This is a genomic window from Micavibrio sp. TMED2 (assembly GCA_002168225.1).
In the GTDB taxonomy this organism is placed as follows: domain Bacteria; phylum Pseudomonadota; class Alphaproteobacteria; order TMED2; family TMED2; genus TMED2.
This window is the reverse complement of the sequence record NHBH01000001.1, coordinates 1,458,937-1,478,596: the sequence shown is the minus strand read 5'-3', so window position 1 is coordinate 1,478,596 and position 19,660 is coordinate 1,458,937. Positions and strand designations below refer to the sequence as shown.

The following is a 19,660-nucleotide window of genomic DNA, read 5'->3' as shown; positions in this document are numbered from 1 at the left end:
CGATGAACAACCCGATCCCCATTCGCTGGCGCCGCGCAAGTGTCGTGCTGGTCCATGACCTGATCATGGCCGCCATTGCCTTTACGGTCGCATTCTATCTGCGGGTGGCGGATGATCTGTTCAGCCAGTTTCAGGGCGGATTGCTGCTCGGCACGCCGATCTTCGTCGCGGTTTGCGGCCTATCCTTCTACGCCTTCGGCATGTATCGCGGTGTCTGGCGCTATGCCTCGCTGCCCGACCTCGTCGCCATCACCAAGGCCGTGACCACCGCCGTACTGGTGTTTGTCGGCGTGGCCTTCCTGATCAACCGGGTCGATGACATTCCACGATCGGTGCCGATCATTGCCTGGTTCGTGCTCATGGCCTGTATCGGCGGGCCGCGCTTTGCCTACCGTCTGATCAAGGATGGCAGCATGGCCGCACTCTGGGATCACGACAAGGGCGACCGGATACCGGTGCTGCTGATCGGTGCCCGCGATGGTGCCGAACTGTTCATCCGCGCCATGATCAATGACCGTGAAGCCCCCTACCGCGTGGTTGGCATCATCGACGACCGCAATCGCCGGGTCGGTCGTGACATTCTCGGCGTACCGGTCATGGGGTCACTTGAGGATTTCGACAGCGTTGTCAGCAGCCTGAGCAATCAGGGCAACAAGCCGCAACGCCTGATCCTGACCCAGATCAATGGCCCGATCGCACCGGAAGTGGTCCGTGAACTGCTCGACAAGGCCACCGCTGTTGGCCTCACCATCAGTCGATTGCCGAGCTTGACCGATTTCCGCAAGGCCAATGATGACGGTCGCCTCGAGCCCCGCCCGATCGACATCGCCGATCTGCTTGGTCGCCCGCAAAAGGCCCTTGACCGCAAGGCCATGGCCGAGTTGGTGGCAGGCAAGACCGTGCTGATTACCGGTGCCGGTGGCAGCATCGGTGGCGAGTTGGCGCACCAGCTTGCCGGACTGGGCGCTGCCGAACTGGTGCTCGCCGATCAGGCGGAATATCTGCTGTATGAAACCGGGCTATCGGTTCGTGAAAACCACCCCGACCTGCCCCAGCGCAGCTTTATCTGCGATGTCCGCGACCGCGACCGGGTGTTCAACCTGTTCGAAACCGTGAAACCCGCGCTGGTGTTCCATGCCGCCGCCCTCAAGCATGTGCCGGTGGTTGAGTTGCAGCCATGCGAGGGCATCCTGACCAATGCCATCGGCACCCGTAACGTCGCCGATGCTGCCAATGCCTTTGCCGCCGAAGCCATGGTCCTGATCTCAACCGACAAGGCGGTGCATCCGAGCAGCGTCATGGGTGCCAGCAAGCGGCTGGCGGAAACCTATTGTCAGGCCCTCGATCTCGAAGCAGCGGCGAAGTCAGGCCACGGCCCGGCCACCCGCTTCGTTACCGTGCGGTTCGGCAATGTGCTCGGCTCCACCGGCTCGGTCGTGCCGCTGTTTACCCGCCAGTTGAAAAACGGCGGCCCGCTGACCGTGACCCACCCGGATGCGACACGCTATTTCATGACCCTGCGTGAGGCGGTGGAGCTAGTCATTCACGCATCGGCCCACTCAATCCAGAGCAAGGCCGAACAGGGCAAGATTCTGGTACTGGATATGGGTGAGCCAGTGCGCATCGACGACCTCGCCCGCCAGATGATCCGGCTCGCCGGATTGCAACCCGACATTGACATCAGAGTTGCCTATACCGGCCTGCGTCCCGGTGAAAAACTGACTGAAGAACTGCTCTATGAGAGCGAGCCGGTGGATCGGACCAGCGCCGATGGCGTGCTGGTCGCCAACCCGCAGGCCGCCAACCTGATGCTGATCAGCAAGAGCCTCGACGAGATCGAGCAGCAGGCGCGTGAGATGGATGAAGCAGGCACGCTGAAGGCACTGAACCGCCTCGTGCCGACCTACAAAACCCCGGATATTGCCGCGACCAACGCAACCATTACCAAGCTGCACAGCTAGGTTGCGGTTACGGGATCAATCGACAGTGACGGTGCCATAGCGCTGTTCAAACCGGGTTACGTCATCCTCACCCAGATAGGCACCGGACTGTACCTCGACGATGATCAGCGGTTCATCGGTGGTGTTCTCGACACTGTGGGTCGAGCCGACCGGGATTAGGATTGATTCATCCTGCCCAATGATCCGTTCGGTGCCGTCGAGCGTGACCTTGGCCTCGCCCGCGACCACAACCCAGTGCTCGGCGCGCTGGGCGTGTTTCTGCAGCTGGATGCGGGCATTCGGATTGATCATCAGCCGCTTGACCTGATAGCGGTCGCCCACATGCAGGCGCTGGAACCAGCCCCATGGACGGTGAATGGTCTGGTGCTGCATCGCTTCTGACCGCCCGGTTTCCTTCAGCACGTCCACGACCTTGCGGATATCCTGCGAACTGCCCCGATTGGCCGCCAGCACCGCATCCTCGGTCACCACCAGTACCAGATCCTTGACCCCGACCGTCGCCACCAGCTTGCCATCGGTGCGGATATAGCTGTCGCGGGTATCAATGGTGATCACGTCACCCTGCACCGCATTACCGTCTTCGCTGCGCTCGCTGACTGACCACAGGGCCTCGAAGCCACCAACATCGGTCCAGCCGAGATCAACCGGCACCACCCGTGCCCTATCGGTATGTTCCATAACCGCATAGTCGATGGAGATGTTCGGCGAGGCCTCCATCGCTGTCTGGTCCAGACGGAAGAAGTCCAGATCGTCCCGCCCCGCATCGACCGATTTCTCGGCCGCAGTTAGAACATCCGGCGCGAAACGCTCAAGTTCATCGAGGAAGGCTTTAGCGCTGAACAGGAACATGCCGCTGTTCCAGAGATAGCGGCCATCGGCGAGATAGCCGGTCGCCAGTTCCTTAGACGGTTTTTCAACAAAGGCACCGACCTCGAACAGGCTGCCCGGCTGATCCTCGACCTGACGCCCGATACGGATATAGCCGTAACCGGTTTCCGGGGCATCGGGCTGGATGCCGAAGGTTACCATATGCCCCTCAGCCGCAGCCGGAGCCGCCTTGCGCACGATCTCGGCCAGTGCTGTGGCACGGGTCATGGCATGATCCGCCGGCATCAGCAGCATCAGGGCATCCGGGTCATGTTTGACCAGAATCAGTGCCGATGCCGCCGCGGCAAACGCCGTGTTCCGGCTGCATGGTTCGAGCACAATGGCGCAGGGCGAGATATCGGCGCTGCGCATCTGCTCGGCAATCATGAAGCGATGCGCCTCGTTACAAACCACCAGCGGCTTGCCAAATCCCTGCTCCACCGGCAGGCGCGAGGCGGTTTCCTGAATCATGGTCCGTTCAGTCACCAGCGGCAGCAACTGCTTCGGGTGATGGGAACGCGACAGGGGCCAGAGCCGCGAACCACTGCCACCGGACAGGATAACCGGGGTGACAATGGCATTTGCAGCGGCCTTGCCAGCCGATGACAGATAGGTGGATTTATTGGTCAAGGCGTTCTCTCCGCACCCTGTAAAGCAGTTCTGACCTCATGTACTAGCAAATCAGATGCCGATTGCGCGCACTTTTCTGCATTCACCCCCCTAGCATGTCAGCTTTGCGGTCGTTAAAAGGTGACAGCGCCTGCGCTATGGCCTATCGCAGGCGCATCACATTCAGACACGATCGGTACACCCACATGGACCATCTCGACGAACTCGAAGCCCGCTCGATCTATATCCTGCGCGAGGCTTACAACAAAATCGACCCGCTCGGCATGTTGTGGTCAATCGGCAAGGACTCCACCGCCATCCTCTGGCTGGCGCGCAAGGCGTTCTTCGGGCGTGTGCCGTTCCCGGTCATCCAGCTCGATACCGAGATGGAGCTGGACGAGGTCTATACCTACCGCGATGAGATCGCCGCTGCCTGGGACCTCGATCTGCGCATCGAGTATTGCCCGCCATTCGAGGAAATGGACCCCGAGTTGCCGGAAGCGAGCCGCCATGCCGCACGCAAGACCATCGGCCTCGCCAATGCGCTGGACAAGGAAAAGTATCGCGGCATGGTCGTCGGTATCCGTCGGGACGAGCAGTCGATGCGCGCGAAGGAACGGGTATTCAGCCCGCGCGGCGATGACGGTGCCTGGGACTTCAAGAACCAGCCACCTGAGTTTTGGGACTTCTACAAGACCGATTTTCCACCGGAAACCCATGTGCGCATTCACCCGCTGCTGCACTGGACCGAGGTGGACATCTGGAAATACTTCCGCCGCGAGGGCATTCCGGTGGTGCCGCTCTACTATGCCCGCAATGGCAAGCGTTACCGCTCGCTGGGCGAGAAGAACATCACCTTCCCGATCGACAGCAATGCGTCAAACCTCGATGAGATCATTGCCGAACTGGAAGTGACGAAACAGCCGGAGCGCGCCGGTCGCGCCATGGACCATGACAGCGAAGACAGCTTCGAGAAGCTGCGCACCAGCGGCTATATGTAAGGGGCAGACAGATAGATGAATACGCGTAAACCCCAACTCCGCCTCGTCGTTGTCGGCCATGTGGATCACGGTAAATCAACCCTGATCGGTCGTCTGCTGCACGACACCGACAGCCTGCCCGATGGCAAGCTCGAGGAATTGAAGCGCGTTTCCGAACGCCGCGGGATGCCACTCGAATGGTCATTCGTGCTCGATGCCTTTCAGGCCGAGCGCGATCAGGCCGTCACCATTGATACCACCCAGATCTGGTTCAAAACAGAGCAGCGCGATGTGGTCATCATCGATGCGCCCGGTCACCGTGAGTTTCTGAAGAACATGATCAGTGGTGCCGCCAATGCCGATGCCGCCGTGCTGGTCATCGATGCCGCCGAGGGTGTGCGTGAACAGACCCGCCGTCACGCCTATCTGCTGCGCCTGCTCGGCATGAAGCAGATTATCGTCGCGGTGAACAAGATGGACCTGATCAATCAGGACCAGCAGCGTTTTCGTACTGTGACCGAGGAAATGGCCAATTACCTGCAGGAGATCGGTCTGCAGGCGGTCGCCATGATCCCGATCTCGGCCCGCCACGGCGACAATATCGCCACCCATGCCAAAACAATCGACTGGTATAACGGTGCCAGCCTGATCGAAGCACTCGACAGCCTCGAGCGCACCCCGGCACCGGTTGACCAGCCCCTGCGCTTCCCGGTGCAGGATGTCTATAAATTCGATGAACGCCGGATCATTGCCGGTCGGATCGAAAGCGGACGCCTCAAGGTCGGTGACGAGTTGATCTTCTCGCCCAGCAACCGGCGCGGCATTGTCCGCAGCATTGAGGCATGGAATGCCAAGGAAGCACCGATCGGTGCCAGTGCCGGTGAATCCATCGGCATCACGCTGGATGAGCAAATCTATGTGGAGCGTGGCGATATCGCTAGCCATGCAGGCGATGCCCCGATCCTCAGTGATGTTTTCCGGGCAACCGTATTCTGGCTCGGCGAAAAGCCACTGGAAGCGGGCAAGCAACTGAAGCTCAAACTCGGGACGTCAGAGGCCAATGTCACGATCCAGTCCATCGACCGGGTGATCGATACCCAGGATTTGAAATCCGGCGGCAAGCAGACCGTGGAACGCAATGACGTGGCGGAAGTCACCATCCGCGCCCGCAAGCTGATGGCGCTCGATGAATATTCCCGCCTGCCCCATACCGGCCAGTTCGTCCTGATCGATGAGTATGACACCGTTGGCGGTGGCTCGATCAGCATGGATGGCTACCCGGACCAGCGCCAGAACCTGAGCGTGAAATCCAAAAACATCTATGCCGTCGAGCATCTGCTCGATGTGGATGCCCGCGCCCGCCGCAACAACCATTACGGTGCCGTGTTCTGGTTCACCGGCCTGTCCGGTGCCGGCAAATCAACGCTGGCGATGCTGGTTGAGCGCGCCCTGTTTGATCGCGGCCGTCAGGTATTCGTCCTTGATGGCGATAATGTCCGGCGCGGCCTGAATGCCGATCTCGGTTTCTCCCCCGATGACCGGGCGGAAAATATCCGCCGGATCGGTGAAGTTGCCGCGCTGTTCGGTCGGGCGGGCAATATCTGCATCACCGCCTTCATCTCGCCCTATCGTGCCGACCGTGATCGCGCCCGACAGGCAGCGCCCGAGAGCTTCCACGAAATCTATATCAAGGCCGATCTCTCGACCTGTGAGGAACGTGATCCGAAGGGCTTGTACAAAAAAGCCCGTGCGGGTGAAATCCCTGAATTCACAGGTATTTCAGCCCCATACGAGCCACCGGCACAGCCTGATCTGGAAGTGGATACAGCGGAATTGCCAATCGAGGCCTGCGTTGACCGGATCGTCGATTATATCGAGAGCGCAATCGCCCTTGAGGCCCAGCGCGCCCGCGCCATCTGAGACGTACGGACGCTCAAACTGCAGTTGGCTTAGCCTGCAGGTCTAGTTGGCCGGAATACTGTTGCCGCCATCGCGACCATTATCATCGGTGCCCGGAAAATCGCCCGGCGTCACATCGGCACCGATGAAGCGCTCTGCCGCGCGCGGGAATGGCTCGGCATAGCAATGCGGATCGGCAATGGTGTCATAGCAGTAGATCGGACCACGATAGACAACCGGCACATGGGTTGGCTGCACCGCTGGTGGCGGGGCAAATACGGCCTCGATCTCGGCAAACTGGCGACTGCAGCCCGACATGAAGCCGATGGTCAAAAGGGCGCATCCCAGACGGGCTGCAATTCTGAACCCGGTCACTTGCTGTTTCTTTACCGCTACCATCTTGCCAGTCCTTATCTTCCTGCAGTCCAGCGCTGCCCAATCAGTCTTCGTGGCCGTTCAGATCGACGATCACGCGCGTATTGATCTCACCTTGCAAGATGCGGGCCGAATAATCCGTCACCTCGTCGAGACTGATCCGTCGGCTGCGCTCGGTGAGGATTTGGCGCTGCGCCGTATCCGAAAAAACACGTCCCAGCTTCTGCCAGACCGCGCGGCGATCCTCCATCGGGGCATCCATGGCATTGACCCCGATCATCCGGCATCCGCGCACGACGAAGGGGGCGAGACTGCCCGGCAAATCATACCCCTCGGTCGGGGCACAAACGACCGCCGTGCCGCCGCCTGCCAGTTCCGACAGTGCCGCCGCCAGCGTCGGGCCACCGGCGGTATCGATAATGCCGGACCAGCGCTCGGTGCCGAGCAACGCACCCGAACGCTCGAGCAATGTCTGATGCAGCAGCGTATCGCCCGCGCCCATCTGCTGTACCGCCTCGGTATGGTCGGGATGGGCAATGGCGGCAACCGCATCAATCCCGGCCAGCGCCAGCAGCTGCAGGCACATCTGGCCGGTCTCACTCCCGGCGGCGGTGACCAGTATCGGCTTGTCAGACGCTGCATCATAGTTTTCAAGCAGGGCATCGACGGCCTGCTGGGCCGCTGCGGCGGGCGCGCCGAGTACGGCAGCTTCATAGGTGGAGAAGCCCTGCGGTACCGGCATCAGCCAGTGACGGTTGACCCGCAACTGCCCGGCAAAACCGCCCCAGTAGCGCTCGCCCAGACCGAGGCCATAGGCCAGCACCTTGCTGCCAACCGGCATATGCTCATCATTGCTGTCGAGAACGGTGCCGACCACCTCCATACCCGGAATGTGGCGCGCATGGGCAACCCAGCGACCACGTCCGGAAATGGTCAGGCAATCACGGAACCCGAGGGGAGCATATTCCACATCGATGGTGACATCGGCGGTTGGCAGCTCATCCGTGGTCAGGGTTTCAACAGCGGCGACCGGGGGCGTTGCATCACGCACCACCAACGCCTGAAATTCAGCAACATCTGACATTACACACCTGCCGGTTCGGGGTTCTCGGGATCGGGTTGTTTTGCTTTGTCATCGGCATTGCTCCCGGTGCTGACCGATGGCTTGACGACCGGCAGCGGATCACGGGCCAGCAGCAGCACCGAAAACAGCGCCAGCGCCAGCGTACACATGAACCATGTATGCCAGATCGAGAATGAGGTAACCGCCACCATGGCGAGACAGGCGGAAAACGTTGCAATACCGGCCTGCCCTGCCCGCGGGGCAAGTTTGGACAGACGCCAGAGCATGGCCAGCCCGGCAATCATCACAACCGCCGCGCCAAAGGCGCCGAACTCGTACCATATCTGCAGGAACAGGTTATGCGGATGGCGGTGCACCATGTTGATGTCATGGGGCAGGATCGAGGAAATCTCCCCGGCTTTCGGGAAGGTTGCCTGCGCGGATTCAAGGCCATAGCCGAGCCACGGGGCAGCCATGATCTTCTCGGCAGCGAAATGCCAGACCTCGATCCGGTGCCGGGCCGACAGCATCAGCCAATCGGCATGAACAAGGCCGCTTGCATCAAAGGCAAAAGCTACCGGCACGGCCCCGATCGACAGGGCAACAAAGATGCCGCCAACCATCCACGGGGTGAATTTCGGGAGCCGCACGGCCAGAACATAGACGATGGCGCCGACTGCCACGCCGAGCAGCGCGGTCTGGCTCTCAGTCTGGGTCAGAAGCGCGCCATAGCCGACCGGAATGACAATCGCCAGATTGTTCTGGCCCCGCGCCAACACCAAACCGACAGTCGGGAATACCAGCATGGCCATGCCGACCAGCGCCCGGTTGAAGGTATTGATGCTCAATTCGCCCGGTTTCAGTCCCTGCACCCAGTAATGCAGCGGCTGCCCTTCCTTGACCTCAAATACCAGAATGGTCATCCCGATGAGAATACCGGCGATAAAGGCCCATTCGAGCCTGCGCACCAGTCGGTCCGGCAGGCGCATCAGCACGCCGATGGCACAGGCAATGGGCAGCAGGGTATAGGCGAACTGGATCAACTGCCGTTCGGCAGCATCCATGTCCGGGGTCCAGTAGAGGCTGGCACCGGCGACCAGCAGAAACAGCGCCACCACCGCCAGCGCCAGCGGCGCAATCGGCAGGCCGAGCCGCCGGTCGGTCTGCAGGCACAACCCGCCAAGGATCAGGAAGACCGACAGCGCCAGCGTCACGATCGGGCTTTGCAGACCGACAAAGGAGATCACCGGCCCGATAGCGAAAAAGCCGAGCATCAGGATCAGCTGCCAGCACCCTGCCAAGACCTGCCTGATCCGTCGCAGGATCGAGAGGCCGGGTTTGACGGTGTCATCAGGCAACATGGAGTGCATCCCCTGCGACGAAAGCTCTTTTCAGGGCGGCAATCATTTGCCGTTCCCGATTGCCGCTGCTAAAACCGCTGCGAGAATTGTTCCAGTTCAGATGCCCGTGATCTGCACCCGCCGCCTTGCCTGTCGTTGGCAATATGGTCGGGTGATTAAGCCGAGTGAGGATTTTTTTGATGACAACCCTGCATGTACCCGTAGCGATTGGCGAAGTTGTCGACAAAATTACCATTCTGGAAATCAAGGAAGAGCGCATCGCCGACCCTGCCAAGCTGAAGAATATCAAGCTCGAACTCAGTATGCTGCGCGAGGTTCTCGCCAAAGAGATCGGCGAGAATGCCGATATGGCCAAGCTCCACGCCAAGCTGAAAGGCATCAATGAGGATCTGTGGCAGATTGAGGATGACATTCGGGACAAGGAACGGGCCAAGAGTTTCGACGAGGAATTCATCCGCCTCGCCAGAGCGGTTTATGTCACCAATGACCAGCGAATGCTGGCAAAGCGCGAGATCAATGATCTGTTCGGCTCGACTTTGGTTGAGGAAAAATCCTACGCCGCCTATTGAGGCCTGTCAGGCCACGATGCGCGCCGCCCCGCCTAAGCCCCGGTAAAATCAGCGGCTTTTTTTCGTCCACACCCGGTTACGCCGAGCTTTTCAGGCTTTCCAGCACGGTTTCGGCCACATCCTGCGGCTGGATTCGCGCCATGCCATCAACCCGGCTGATCTCGCCCGTACCCGGCAGGATCGGATGCAGCCATGATGAATAGCGCAGCGGCTCCGTCGCGCCGAACAGGCCATAGGCGGGCACGCCGACCGCCGCCGAGATATTCACAAACGCGGTATCATTGCCGACATAGCAGTCACAGGCGGCCTGTGCCGCCACCAGCCGCGACATCTTCCAGTTGAAGGTCGGGACCAGCGCCACATCCTTGCGCTCACCCAGCGCCGCCTCGATAACCGGCAGGAAGTCAGCCTCAGCCGGGCCACCGAGCAGGAAAAAGGTGGCGGGTCCGGCATCGGCCATCTGCATGATCAGCGCAGCAAACCGGTCCGGTCCCCATTGCTTAAAGGCCTCAGAACTGCCCAGCCCGACAGCGATCCACGGTTTCGGGCAGCCGGAAAACTGCTGCTGGATGTTGTTGGCGTGTTCCGGCGCGACCCGCAACCGATCCGCGCGCTCGGGCACAGCAAAGCCCAGCTCACGCACAAAATCATTCGCCAAATCAATAGGATGCGCCCGTCTCTTGCCATCACCGAGATGCGGCGGATCGCTGAGCAACCGGGTCGGCCATGTGGTGCCATAGGCAAAGCGCTCGGGCACACCGGCAAGCCTGATCGCAGCGGCGTAACGGGCGCTGTGATGCAGCTGATAGGAACGGGAGAACCCTTCGGCCTTCAAATCCCGTACCAGCGCCAGAAAGCCACCCGGCCCGCTGTGCTGCTCGGCGCGATCGACCCAGATCACCCGGCTGATTGACGGGTCGGCGATATACATCTCATCGGCACGGGTACGGTGCTTGGTCAGCAAAATGCGTTCATGGTTCGGATGTGCCGCGGCAATCGCGTGGATTGCCGACAGGTGCCAGACGAGATCGCCAACGCCCGGCAAGGGCTGCAGGATCAGGATCGGTCCATCACCGGCGGGCTGCTGTCCGGGATCAATCATCGCCTCAGCCATTGCTCCGAAGATCGGCATCGCTCTGCTGCGCAGCTGCTTCTGCCTGCATCAACTCGCGACAGGCCGCAAGCACCTGTTCCAGCTCGATCTCATCCATCAGCGAGGTCAGTGGCCGCTCCCCGGCATCAACGGCGCGGATCAGCTCCTGTTTCGGGGTGGCAGAGCGGACCCAGCGGGTCAGGCGGCCATAGGGTGCATAGATACGGTCATCCGATGGCCCGAACAGGCCGAGGGTCGGCACGCCCACTGCCGCCGCGATATGCATCAAGCCGCTGTCATTGCCGACATAGAGGCTGACATAGCGCAGACAGGCCGCGGCAAAGGCCGGATCGGTATTGTGCATCAGATCGACCCGGCGCTCCTCGGCCACGCCTTCCCAGGCCTTGATCGCCTGTGTCCGTTCATTGGGCGCGGCAGAGACCGCCACCCGTGCACCGGGCAGAATGCCATCGGGTGCGGTCAGGGTGGCAATCAGCGCCTGATAACGCGCCATCGGCCATTCCTTGCCCGCCCAGTTGGCGGCAGGCCCAACCGCAAGGATCGGCCCCAGCTCGGGTTTCATATGCTCACGCGCCGCCCGGTCCTGTTCCTCGGTGAACCAAAGGCGCGGCTGTAACGGCATCTGCAAGCCCAGCTTCTCGGCAAACTGATCAACCTTGTGCCGCCCGGCCTCATCCGGCAGTGCCCGGAAGATCAGGCGCTTTTTCGCCATCACCGTGCGGGAGACGATGCTGTCACGCAGATCAACCACCAGATCCCAGTTCTGGCCGACCACCGCACGCCACAGGCGCCACCAGTGACCGCCGCGCGGACGCTTGGCCATGGGGATCAGGGAATGCAGCCGGGGCATATTGGCAAAGAGCGGTGCCGGCAGCGGACCGCAGGCAACCGTCACCTGTGCCTGCGGATAGCGGTCCAGCAGGTTGGCCATAACCGCCGTCGACAGCACGGCATCGCCGAGGCGATTGGACGTTATGAACAGGATTTTTTCAGCCATGAAATGCAGCGTCGGTCGCGTGTTCAAGGGGGATGAAGCCATGTGTTCTAACGCCCGGACATGTCATGGCAAGTGGAAACCGCATGATTGCATGATAGAGATAACTCCCTATCTGTTGATCTGACCTTTGCTCTCTCCCGATGGATGTGACTGTTTCATGAGTAATCCCGGCTACACCCCCTTGCCCGATCGTGCAATCCTGATAGTTCGGGGTGAGGATGCCCCCGGCTTCCTGCAGGGCCTGATCACCATCGACAGTGAGAAACTGGCTGAAAAAACCGCACGTTACGGCTGCCTTCTGACGCCGCAGGGCAAATACGCCTATGATTTCTTTCTCTATCGACAGGGTGCGACCGAGTTCTGGCTCGACACCGCCGCCGACCGTGCCGCCGAGTTGATGAAGCGCCTGCGTCTGTTCAAGCTGCGCTCGAAGGTTGATCTGGCACTGGCAGAGCCGCCACGCACGGTACTCGCCGTGCCGGGGCAACAGGGCACGCCGCCAGCCATTGCAGATGGCGATGAGTCGTTTGCCGATCCCCGCCATGCCGAACTCGGTTACCGGATCATCAGCGGCGATCCCGATGCGACCATGGCGGCCCTTGAGGCGGCGGGGCTGACCAAATCGCCGCTCGGTGATTATGAGAGCCTGCGCCTGTCGCTGGGTATGCCGGAAGGCGACCGCGACATGCAGGTGGATAAATCCACCATGCTCGAATGCAATATCGACCAGCTGGGCGGCGTGGACTGGGACAAGGGCTGCTATATGGGACAGGAACTGACCGCCCGCACCCGCTATCGCGGTCTGGTGAAAAAGCGACTGGTACCGCTCACCATTGACGGGCCATTGCCCGATTACGGCACGCCGGTGGAACTCGATGGCAAGGCTGTGGGCGAAACCCGCTCGGCCTTCGGCAACCGGGCACTGGCCCTGATGAAGCTGCCCGGCATTGAAGCGGGACAGGCCAAGGATGCGACATTCACCATCGGCGATGCCACGGCGATCCTCGCCCTGCCCGATTGGCTGCGCATTGTGCCGGAAGAAGTTTAGTCGCTATATCAGCAACTTGCCTTCCATCATTATCACGGTTTTTCCACTGACTGCGGCATAAAGCTGGCTGCCGTCAGGGTTCAGCACCACCTCGGTCTCAATCGTGCTGGGGCGGCCCATCTCGACGCCCTGCGTGATGGTCAGGCGGGTCGGCACATGCGGGTCGCGACGCTGCAGATAGCTGGCGAGGATCACACTGGCAGAGCCGGTCGCCGGGTCTTCGGTCAAGCCTGACATGGCGGCATCGAGCGCCATCATCCGGCTCGCCACCGGCAGCGGATCGGCCTCACCCAGCACGGTATAGAGCAGCAAGCCAACGCCCTTCTCCGCCAGCCCGTCCGGGAACGGCACGGATGGATCGACGATGGTGGCACGTTTGAGCGCCTCATGGCTGTTCAGCCGAACCATGGCAAAGGTCGGGCCAGCCTCAAGCAATACCGGCGGATCAAGCGACATATCGAGATCATCCACCGTCAGCCCGACCGCGCGGGCGACCGTATCGGGCAGCATCGGTACCGGCTCGCCCGGCAATTTGGGCGCGGCAACGCGGGTACCGGCAATATTGCCCGCCCCATCACGCTGAATATCAATGGTGACCAGCCCGGCGAGTTCCTCGAACAGCAACTGATCACCCAACTTCTTGCCGAACAACTCGCCCATCCGGGCCAAAACATAACCGGTGCCCACATTGGGGTGCCCGGCAAAGCTCATCTCATAGCCCGGTGTGAAGATACGCACATTCGCAGTATTGGCCTGATCCTTCGGCGGCAGCACGAAGGTCGTCTCCGAGTAATTGAACTCGAAGGCGATCTTCTGAAGCTGCTCGGTCGACAATCCCTCGGCGCCAAAAACCACCGCCAGGGGGTTGCCGCCAAAGGGTTGGTCGGTGAAGACGTCGCAGGTGACAAAAACCAGCAATTTCAACGCCCTCTTTCAGGCCATTAAGATTTTTTGTTCAGGCTTGCCTGTGCCGCTGCCAGCCGTGCGATCGGCACCCGGTATGGCGAGCAGGAAACGTAATCAAGGCCGGTTTCCTCACAGAACGTGATGGAAGACGGATCACCGCCATGTTCACCACAGATGCCGAGCTTGATTTCCGGGCGGGTGGCACGGCCCTTCTCGCAACCGATGGCAACCAGTTGGCCAACACCATCACGGTCGAGGCTGACGAACGGATCACGCTCGACGATGCCCTTGTCCTGATAGAGCGGCAGGAACGAGCCTGCGTCATCCCGGCTGATGCCGAAGGTGGTTTGGGTCAGGTCATTGGTACCAAAGCTGAAGAACTGGGCGCTGTTGGCAATCTTGTCCGCGCACAGGGCCGCCCGTGGCAACTCGATCATGGTGCCGACGAGATACTCGAGGGTAACACCGGTCTTGCTGGCAGCCGCCTTGGCCACCTGATCGACCAGATCCTTGAGGATCGCCAGTTCCTTCTCGGTCCCGACCAGCGGGATCATGATTTCAGGAATGACGGTCTCGCCGCTCTCCTGCTGGACCTCAATGGCCGCCTCGATGATGGCACGGGCCTGCATCTCATAGATTTCCGGGTAGGAAATGCCGAGACGGCAGCCACGATGGCCGAGCATCGGGTTGCTTTCGGACAGCTGCAGTACCCGGTGATGCACATCACCGGCATCGGTCTTGAGCGCCTTGGCCACTTCCGCAATCTCATGCTCCTGATGCGGCAGAAACTCGTGCAGCGGTGGATCGAGCAGACGGATGGTGACCGGCTTGCCGCGCATGATCTGGAACAGCTCGACAAAGTCCTGACGCTGCATCGGCTCAAGACGCGACAGGGCATCGCGACGCCCTTTGGCATCACCCGCCAGGATCATTTCCCGGACGGTCAGGATGCGGTCAGCCTCGAAGAACATATGCTCGGTACGGCAGAGACCAATCCCCTCGGCACCGAACTTGATCGCGGTGCGGGCATCGGCCGGGGTTTCTGCATTGGTGCGCACCTTCATGCGGCGGTTCTTGTCCGCCCAGCCCATGAGGGTTGCGAAATCGCCGGACAGCTCAGGCTGTTTGGTCGGAATCTCACCGAGCATCACCTCACCGGTACCGCCATCAATGGTGATGACGTCGCCTTCCTTGAGGGTGACATTGCGCACGATCAGGGTACGCGCCTTGTAGTCGATGCGGAGATCACCGGCACCGGCGACACAGGCCCGGCCCATGCCACGGGCGACAACCGCCGCGTGGCTGGTCATGCCGCCACGGGTGGTCAGGATACCGCGCGCGGCGTGCATGCCGTGGATATCTTCAGGGCTGGTTTCAATGCGCACCAGAATGGCCGGTTTGCCATCCTTGGCGAGGCGCTCGACTTCCTCGGAAGACAGGGCAATAACGCCGGAAGCTGCGCCAGGAGACGCGGGCAAACCCTTGGAAAGGATGGTTTTTTCCGCATCGGGATCAAGGGTCGGGTGCAGCAGCTGGTCAAGCGACGCCGGATCGACGCGCAGGACAGCCTCTTCCTCGCTAATCAGCCCCTCTTTCGCCATGTCGATGGCGATCTTGAGCGCTGCCGGTGCGGTGCGCTTGCCGCTACGGGTCTGCAGCATGAACAGCTTGCCGCTCTGCACCGTGAACTCGATATCCTGCATATCGCGGTAATGCTTCTCGAGGTTCTCACGCACCTCACAGAGCTGCTGGAACACCTCCGGCATCACCTCTTCCATGGATGGCAGGTCGGAATTCTGTTTCTCGCGGCCCCGTACGGTCAGGTGCTGCGGGGTACGGATACCGGCAACCACGTCCTCGCCCTGTGCATTGACGAGGTATTCGCCATAAAACTCGTTCTCGCCGGTGGACGGGTCGCGGGTGAAGGCAACGCCGGTGGCGCAATCATTCCCCATATTGCCGAACACCATGGCCTGAACATTGACCGCAGTGCCCCATGCTTCCGGGATATCATGCAGGCGGCGATAGGTTTTGGCCCGTGGGGTATCCCAGGACTGGAACACGGCCTTCACCGCGCCCATCAGCTGCTCCTGCACATCCTGCGGGAATGGCTGGCCGAGATTGCGTTCCACCACCTTCTTGTATTCCGGCAGCAATTCCTTCCAGTCATCAGCGGTCAGTTCGGTGTCGAGATTGTAATCCCGGTCACGCTTCAGGCCGTCGAGCAGGTCCTCGAACTCATAATGATCAATGCCGAGCACCACGTCGGAATACATGGTGATGAAGCGGCGGTAGCTGTCATAGGCGAAACGGGCATCGCCAGACCGCTTGGCCAGCCCCTCAACCGACACATCGTTCAGACCGAGGTTCAGAACCGTATCCATCATGCCGGGCATGGAGACACGGGCACCGGAGCGGACCGACACCAGCAGCGGGTTGTCGCTGTCGCCGAACTTGGCATCAACCAGCGCCTCGACCTTGGCCAGCGCCTCGGCCATTTGCGCTTCAAGTTCAGGCGGCAAGTTTTTGTTATTGTTGTAATAATAGGTGCAGCAATCGGTTGGGATCGTGAAGCCCGGCGGCACCGGCAGACCAAGGGAAGACATCTCCGCCAGATTGGCACCCTTGCCACCCAGCAGGTTCTTCATCGTGGCGGCGCCATCGGCCTTGCCATCACCGAAGGGATAAACCCATTTGCCCGGCTCACCGGTCTGGGTTGTCGTGTCAGAAGCAGCAGATGCGATCGCACTCATGGTCTTATTATCCCTCAATTTTCGAGAAATCGGCGATTTGATGATAGGAGCTGGAACAGGCCTCCAGCAGGGCCAGACGGTTCGCCCGGACTTTCTCATCCTCCACATTGACCATCACTTCCTCAAAGAAGCGGTCAACGGGCTGGCGTAATTCGGCAAAGGCGCGCATGGCACCGGTAAAGTCGTCAGCACTCAGCAGCTTGGAAACATCGGCATCCACCTTGGCAAGCGCGGTGAACAGCCCCTTCTCGGCCTCTTCGGCGAGCAGGGCCTCCTCCGGCTCGCTGCCGCCGCTCCCATTGGCATTAGCACCCTGTTTCTCACGCTCCTTGCGCACGATATTGGCACCACGTCGATAGGCGGCGAGCAGATCGGCGCCGGTATCGCTACCGAGCAGTTCCTGCAATGCCTCAACCCGGGCGACAAGACGCACCAGATCATCCCCACCACCCTCGGCAAAGACCGCATCAATCAGGTCGTGACGAATCCCCTTCTCACGCAGCACAACCTTGAGACGGTCGGCGAAGAAGGCAGGCAGGGAATCAATGCCGTTATCATGCTGCAACGCCTTGGATTGATCGGCGTATTGATATTCCGCAGCAGCCAGCAACTTGTTGATAGACAGCCCCAAATTATTCTCCAGAACAATTCTGATGATCCCCAGCGCCGCCCGGCGGAGCGCGAATGGGTCACGGCTGCCGGTGGGCTTTTCATCAATCCCGAAGAAGCCAACCAGCGTGTCCAGCTTTTCAGCCAGCGCAACCGCGATGCTGACCGGGCCGGTGGGCACTTCATCGGACTGCCCTGCCGGCTTGTAATGATCGGCAATCGCATTGGCGACGGCTGCCGGTTCCCCGGCGGCTTCAGCGTAGTAACGCCCCATCAGCCCCTGAAGTTCCGGGAACTCGCCAACCATACCGGAGACGAGATCGGCCTTGGCGAGACGCGCTGCCCGCTTGGCCTGATCGGCATTGCTGTTATCGAGCATGGCCGCGATAACACCGGAGAGCGCCTCAAGGCGCTCAACCCGTTCGGCCACCGTGCCGAGCTTGTCGTGGAAGGTGATGGCCTTAAGCTGCGGCAGATAGTCTTCGAGCGGTTGCTTGCGATCCTGATCCCAGAAGAACTTGGCATCGGCGAGACGCGCCCGCAGGACCCGTTCGTTACCGGCAATGATCTGCGCGCCGTTATCATCGGTGCGCATATTGGAGACCACGCCGAACCGGGCGGCCATGCTGCCATCGGCACTCTCAAGGGCGAAATATTTCTGGTGGCTGCGCATGGAAGTGACCAGAACTTCCGGCGGCAAATCCATGAAATCACTGTCAATTTCACCAATCAACGGCACCGGCAGTTCAACCAGTCCCATGACCTCGGTGAGCAGGCCCGGATCATCCTTGACGGTCAGGCCAAGCGCCTTGGCGGCGACGTCGAGGTTCTCGGCAATCGCCCAGCGCCGCTCTGCCGGATCGACCAGCACCTTGGCATCGCGCAACTGCTGCACATAGTCGGCAGGATCGGTAACGGTAATCGGCTCCGGCGCATGGAAGCGATGGCCCACGGTCGTCATCCCGAAAGCGAGCGATGCGCCCTTACCGAGATCGACACTACCCTCGATCCCCGCACCGTCGAACAGCGCCAGAATACCCTGCAGCGGACGGACCCAGCGGGCAGAACCGCTGCTCCAGCGCATGGATTTCGGCCATGGCAGATGTGCGACCACATGCTGAATGATACCGGGAAGCAAGTCGGCGGTTTGCTTGGCCGGGGTTTCGATGATGACGAACCAGAACTCGCCCTTTGGCGTTTCGCGTTTTACGCACTCATCGAGGCTTTCGATGCCGTTGCCGCGCATGAAGCCCTCTATCGCCTTCTCCGGCGCATCGGTGCGCGGGCCACGGCGCTCTTCCGAAACCGCCTCGGTGGCGACCGGCAGATCGGGGATGATCGCGGTCAGGCGGCGCGGGCCGTAATACAGGGTAGGTTTGCCGTGGCTGATACCGGCAGCGGCAAACTGTTCGGTCAGCAGCTTGCCGAGCTGGGCAGCAGCTTCGGCCTGCATACGGGCAGGGATTTCTTCAGAGAAGAGTTCGAGCAGAAAATCGGCCATGGATACGCTTACTCCGCCGCTACGCTGGCATTGGCCGCACGGGCAGCCATGGCGCTGGCAGGTTTGGAAACCCAGACCTCGCAACAGCGGCGCGCCAGTTCACGGACCCGCAGGATATAGGATTGCCGCTCGACCACGCTGATCACGCCGCGGGCATCGAGCAGGTTGAACACATGGCTCGCCTTGATGCACTGGTCATAGGCTGGCAGCGCCAGTTCCTGTGCCAGCAGGCTCGCGCATTCCGCCTCGGCATCCTTGAAGTGCTGGAGCAGCATCTCGGTATTGGCGTGCTCGAAGTTGTGGGCGGAATATTCCTGCTCAGCACGCAAGAACACATCACCGTATTTCACACCGCGACCGTTGAAATCGAGGTCGTAGACATTCTCGACGCCCTGCAGATACATCGCGAGGCGTTCGAGGCCGTAAGTCAGCTCGACCGGGATCGGATCGCATTCAATGCCGCCGACCTGCTGGAAATAGGTGAACTGGGTCACTTCCATGCCGTCGCACCAGACTTCCCAGCCGAGGCCCCAGGCACCCAGTGTCGGGCTTTCCCAGTCATCCTCGACAAAGCGGATGTCGTGCTGGTCCAGATCGAGGCCGATGGCACGCAGGCTGTCGAGATACAGCGCCTGCGGATCAGCCGGGCTCGGCTTCATGATCACCTGATACTGGTAGTAATGCTGAAGCCGGTTCGGGTTCTCGCCATAACGGCCATCGGTGGGACGGCGTGACGGCTGAACATAGGCGGCGTTCCATGGCTCAGGCCCGAGCGCGCGCAGGGTGGTTGCCGGGTGGAATGTGCCCGCCCCCACTTCCATATCGTATGGCTGCAGAATCACGCAGCCCTGCTCAGACCAGAAATTATGGAGACGCAGGATCAGGTCCTGAAAACTCGGTGCCGATTTCTGTGACACGGGTGTGCAAATCCGTTGCTTGTGGGTCAACAGCCGCAAATGCCTCGCGCATAACCGGCAGCTTGGGCGCGGACATTAAAGATGGCACGCGCGCAAATCAACATGGCGCGTGCAGGTTATTTATCAGAAAG

General features: G+C 60.8%; 15 protein-coding genes. 5 read left to right on the top strand and 10 right to left on the bottom strand.

Annotated features, from left to right (window positions below; all coding sequences use genetic code 11):
- Positions 1–2: 2 nt before the first annotated feature.
- Entirely contained in the window at positions 3–1,961 is a 1,959-nt protein-coding gene (locus CBB62_07055) for a nucleotide sugar dehydratase (protein OUT42052.1), read from the top strand.
- 15 nt (positions 1,962–1,976) lie between these two features.
- Here CBB62_07055 and CBB62_07050 read toward each other — a convergent pair whose 3' ends face one another.
- Positions 1,977–3,404: a mannose-1-phosphate guanylyltransferase/mannose-6-phosphate isomerase gene (locus tag CBB62_07050; GenBank protein ID OUT42689.1), complete on the bottom strand. Its 1,428-nt coding sequence runs from the start codon at positions 3,402–3,404 to the stop codon at positions 1,977–1,979.
- A 239-nt stretch (positions 3,405–3,643) separates the two neighbouring features.
- Between CBB62_07050 and CBB62_07045 the strand changes: the two genes are divergently transcribed.
- The gene (locus CBB62_07045) at positions 3,644–4,438 is read left to right on the top strand and encodes a sulfate adenylyltransferase (GenBank protein OUT42051.1); all 795 of its coding nucleotides are present in this window, start codon (positions 3,644–3,646) and stop codon (positions 4,436–4,438) included.
- A gap of 15 nt (positions 4,439–4,453) precedes the next feature.
- Positions 4,454–6,337 carry an adenylyl-sulfate kinase gene (locus tag CBB62_07040; protein ID OUT42050.1) on the top strand — a complete coding sequence of 628 codons (1,884 nt, stop codon included), beginning with the start codon at positions 4,454–4,456 and terminating at the stop codon, positions 6,335–6,337.
- 42 nt (positions 6,338–6,379) lie between these two features.
- Here CBB62_07040 and CBB62_07035 read toward each other — a convergent pair whose 3' ends face one another.
- The 3 genes from CBB62_07035 to CBB62_07025 form a co-directional block, all read right to left on the bottom strand.
- The gene (locus tag CBB62_07035; GenBank protein OUT42049.1) at positions 6,380–6,649 is read right to left on the bottom strand and encodes a hypothetical protein; all 270 of its coding nucleotides are present in this window, start codon (positions 6,647–6,649) and stop codon (positions 6,380–6,382) included.
- Between the two features lie 106 nt (positions 6,650–6,755).
- Complete coding sequence (locus CBB62_07030; GenBank protein ID OUT42048.1) at positions 6,756–7,775, bottom strand: hypothetical protein; 1,020 nt, start codon at positions 7,773–7,775, stop codon at positions 6,756–6,758.
- Positions 7,775–9,124 carry a hypothetical protein gene (locus CBB62_07025; GenBank protein OUT42047.1) on the bottom strand — a complete coding sequence of 450 codons (1,350 nt, stop codon included), beginning with the start codon at positions 9,122–9,124 and terminating at the stop codon, positions 7,775–7,777. The genes CBB62_07030 and CBB62_07025 overlap by 1 nt, the downstream gene beginning before the upstream one ends.
- Positions 9,125–9,294: 170 nt before the next feature.
- Here CBB62_07025 and CBB62_07020 point away from each other — a divergent pair, with 170 nt between their 5' ends.
- Positions 9,295–9,684, top strand: coding sequence for a hypothetical protein (locus CBB62_07020; protein ID OUT42046.1), 390 nt, complete (start codon positions 9,295–9,297; stop codon positions 9,682–9,684).
- Between the two features lie 76 nt (positions 9,685–9,760).
- Here CBB62_07020 and CBB62_07015 read toward each other — a convergent pair whose 3' ends face one another.
- Positions 9,761–10,816, bottom strand: a complete 1,056-nt coding sequence (locus CBB62_07015) for a hypothetical protein (GenBank protein ID OUT42045.1) — start codon at positions 10,814–10,816, stop codon at positions 9,761–9,763.
- The gene (locus CBB62_07010) at positions 10,791–11,795 is read right to left on the bottom strand and encodes a hypothetical protein (GenBank protein ID OUT42044.1); all 1,005 of its coding nucleotides are present in this window, start codon (positions 11,793–11,795) and stop codon (positions 10,791–10,793) included. The genes CBB62_07015 and CBB62_07010 overlap by 26 nt, the downstream gene beginning before the upstream one ends.
- A gap of 157 nt (positions 11,796–11,952) precedes the next feature.
- Between CBB62_07010 and CBB62_07005 the strand changes: the two genes are divergently transcribed.
- Positions 11,953–12,843 (top strand): hypothetical protein, encoded by an 891-nt coding sequence (locus CBB62_07005; protein OUT42043.1) that lies wholly within the window; start codon positions 11,953–11,955, stop codon positions 12,841–12,843.
- Positions 12,844–12,846: 3 nt separating this feature from the next.
- Here CBB62_07005 and CBB62_07000 read toward each other — a convergent pair whose 3' ends face one another.
- Genes CBB62_07000 through CBB62_06985 form a run of 4 tightly spaced genes read right to left on the bottom strand, consistent with a single transcriptional unit; the run spans position 12,847 to position 19,541 of the window.
- Positions 12,847–13,767: a hypothetical protein gene (locus tag CBB62_07000; protein OUT42042.1), complete on the bottom strand. Its 921-nt coding sequence runs from the start codon at positions 13,765–13,767 to the stop codon at positions 12,847–12,849.
- 17 nt (positions 13,768–13,784) lie between these two features.
- Complete coding sequence (locus tag CBB62_06995; GenBank protein OUT42041.1) at positions 13,785–16,610, bottom strand: pyruvate, phosphate dikinase; 2,826 nt, start codon at positions 16,608–16,610, stop codon at positions 13,785–13,787.
- Positions 16,510–18,612 carry a glycine--tRNA ligase subunit beta gene (locus CBB62_06990; GenBank protein OUT42040.1) on the bottom strand — a complete coding sequence of 701 codons (2,103 nt, stop codon included), beginning with the start codon at positions 18,610–18,612 and terminating at the stop codon, positions 16,510–16,512. Before CBB62_06990 ends, CBB62_06995 begins: the two co-directional genes overlap by 101 nt.
- Before the next feature lie 8 nt (positions 18,613–18,620).
- Positions 18,621–19,541, bottom strand: coding sequence for a glycine--tRNA ligase subunit alpha (locus CBB62_06985; protein OUT42688.1), 921 nt, complete (start codon positions 19,539–19,541; stop codon positions 18,621–18,623).
- Positions 19,542–19,660: the final 119 nt, after the last annotated feature.

Excerpts from the sequence above, each read along its gene's own strand:
- CBB62_07025 (OUT42047.1), bottom strand. The coding sequence starts at position 9,124 with ATGCACTCCATGTTGCCTGATGACACCGTCAAACCCGGCCTCTCGATC.
- CBB62_07010 (OUT42044.1), bottom strand. The coding sequence starts at position 11,795 with ATGGCTGAAAAAATCCTGTTCATAACGTCCAATCGCCTCGGCGATGCC.
- CBB62_07030 (OUT42048.1), bottom strand. The coding sequence starts at position 7,775 with ATGTCAGATGTTGCTGAATTTCAGGCGTTGGTGGTGCGTGATGCAACG.
- CBB62_07005 (OUT42043.1), top strand. The coding sequence starts at position 11,953 with ATGAGTAATCCCGGCTACACCCCCTTGCCCGATCGTGCAATCCTGATA.
- CBB62_07040 (OUT42050.1), top strand. The coding sequence starts at position 4,454 with ATGAATACGCGTAAACCCCAACTCCGCCTCGTCGTTGTCGGCCATGTG.
- CBB62_06995 (OUT42041.1), bottom strand. The coding sequence starts at position 16,610 with ATGTGGAGGATGAGAAAGTCCGGGCGAACCGTCTGGCCCTGCTGGAGG.
- CBB62_07055 (OUT42052.1), top strand. The coding sequence starts at position 3 with ATGAACAACCCGATCCCCATTCGCTGGCGCCGCGCAAGTGTCGTGCTG.
- CBB62_07045 (OUT42051.1), top strand. The coding sequence starts at position 3,644 with ATGGACCATCTCGACGAACTCGAAGCCCGCTCGATCTATATCCTGCGC.
- CBB62_07020 (OUT42046.1), top strand. The coding sequence starts at position 9,295 with ATGACAACCCTGCATGTACCCGTAGCGATTGGCGAAGTTGTCGACAAA.
- CBB62_06990 (OUT42040.1), bottom strand. The coding sequence starts at position 18,612 with ATGGCCGATTTTCTGCTCGAACTCTTCTCTGAAGAAATCCCTGCCCGT.
- CBB62_07015 (OUT42045.1), bottom strand. The coding sequence starts at position 10,816 with ATGCCGATCTTCGGAGCAATGGCTGAGGCGATGATTGATCCCGGACAG.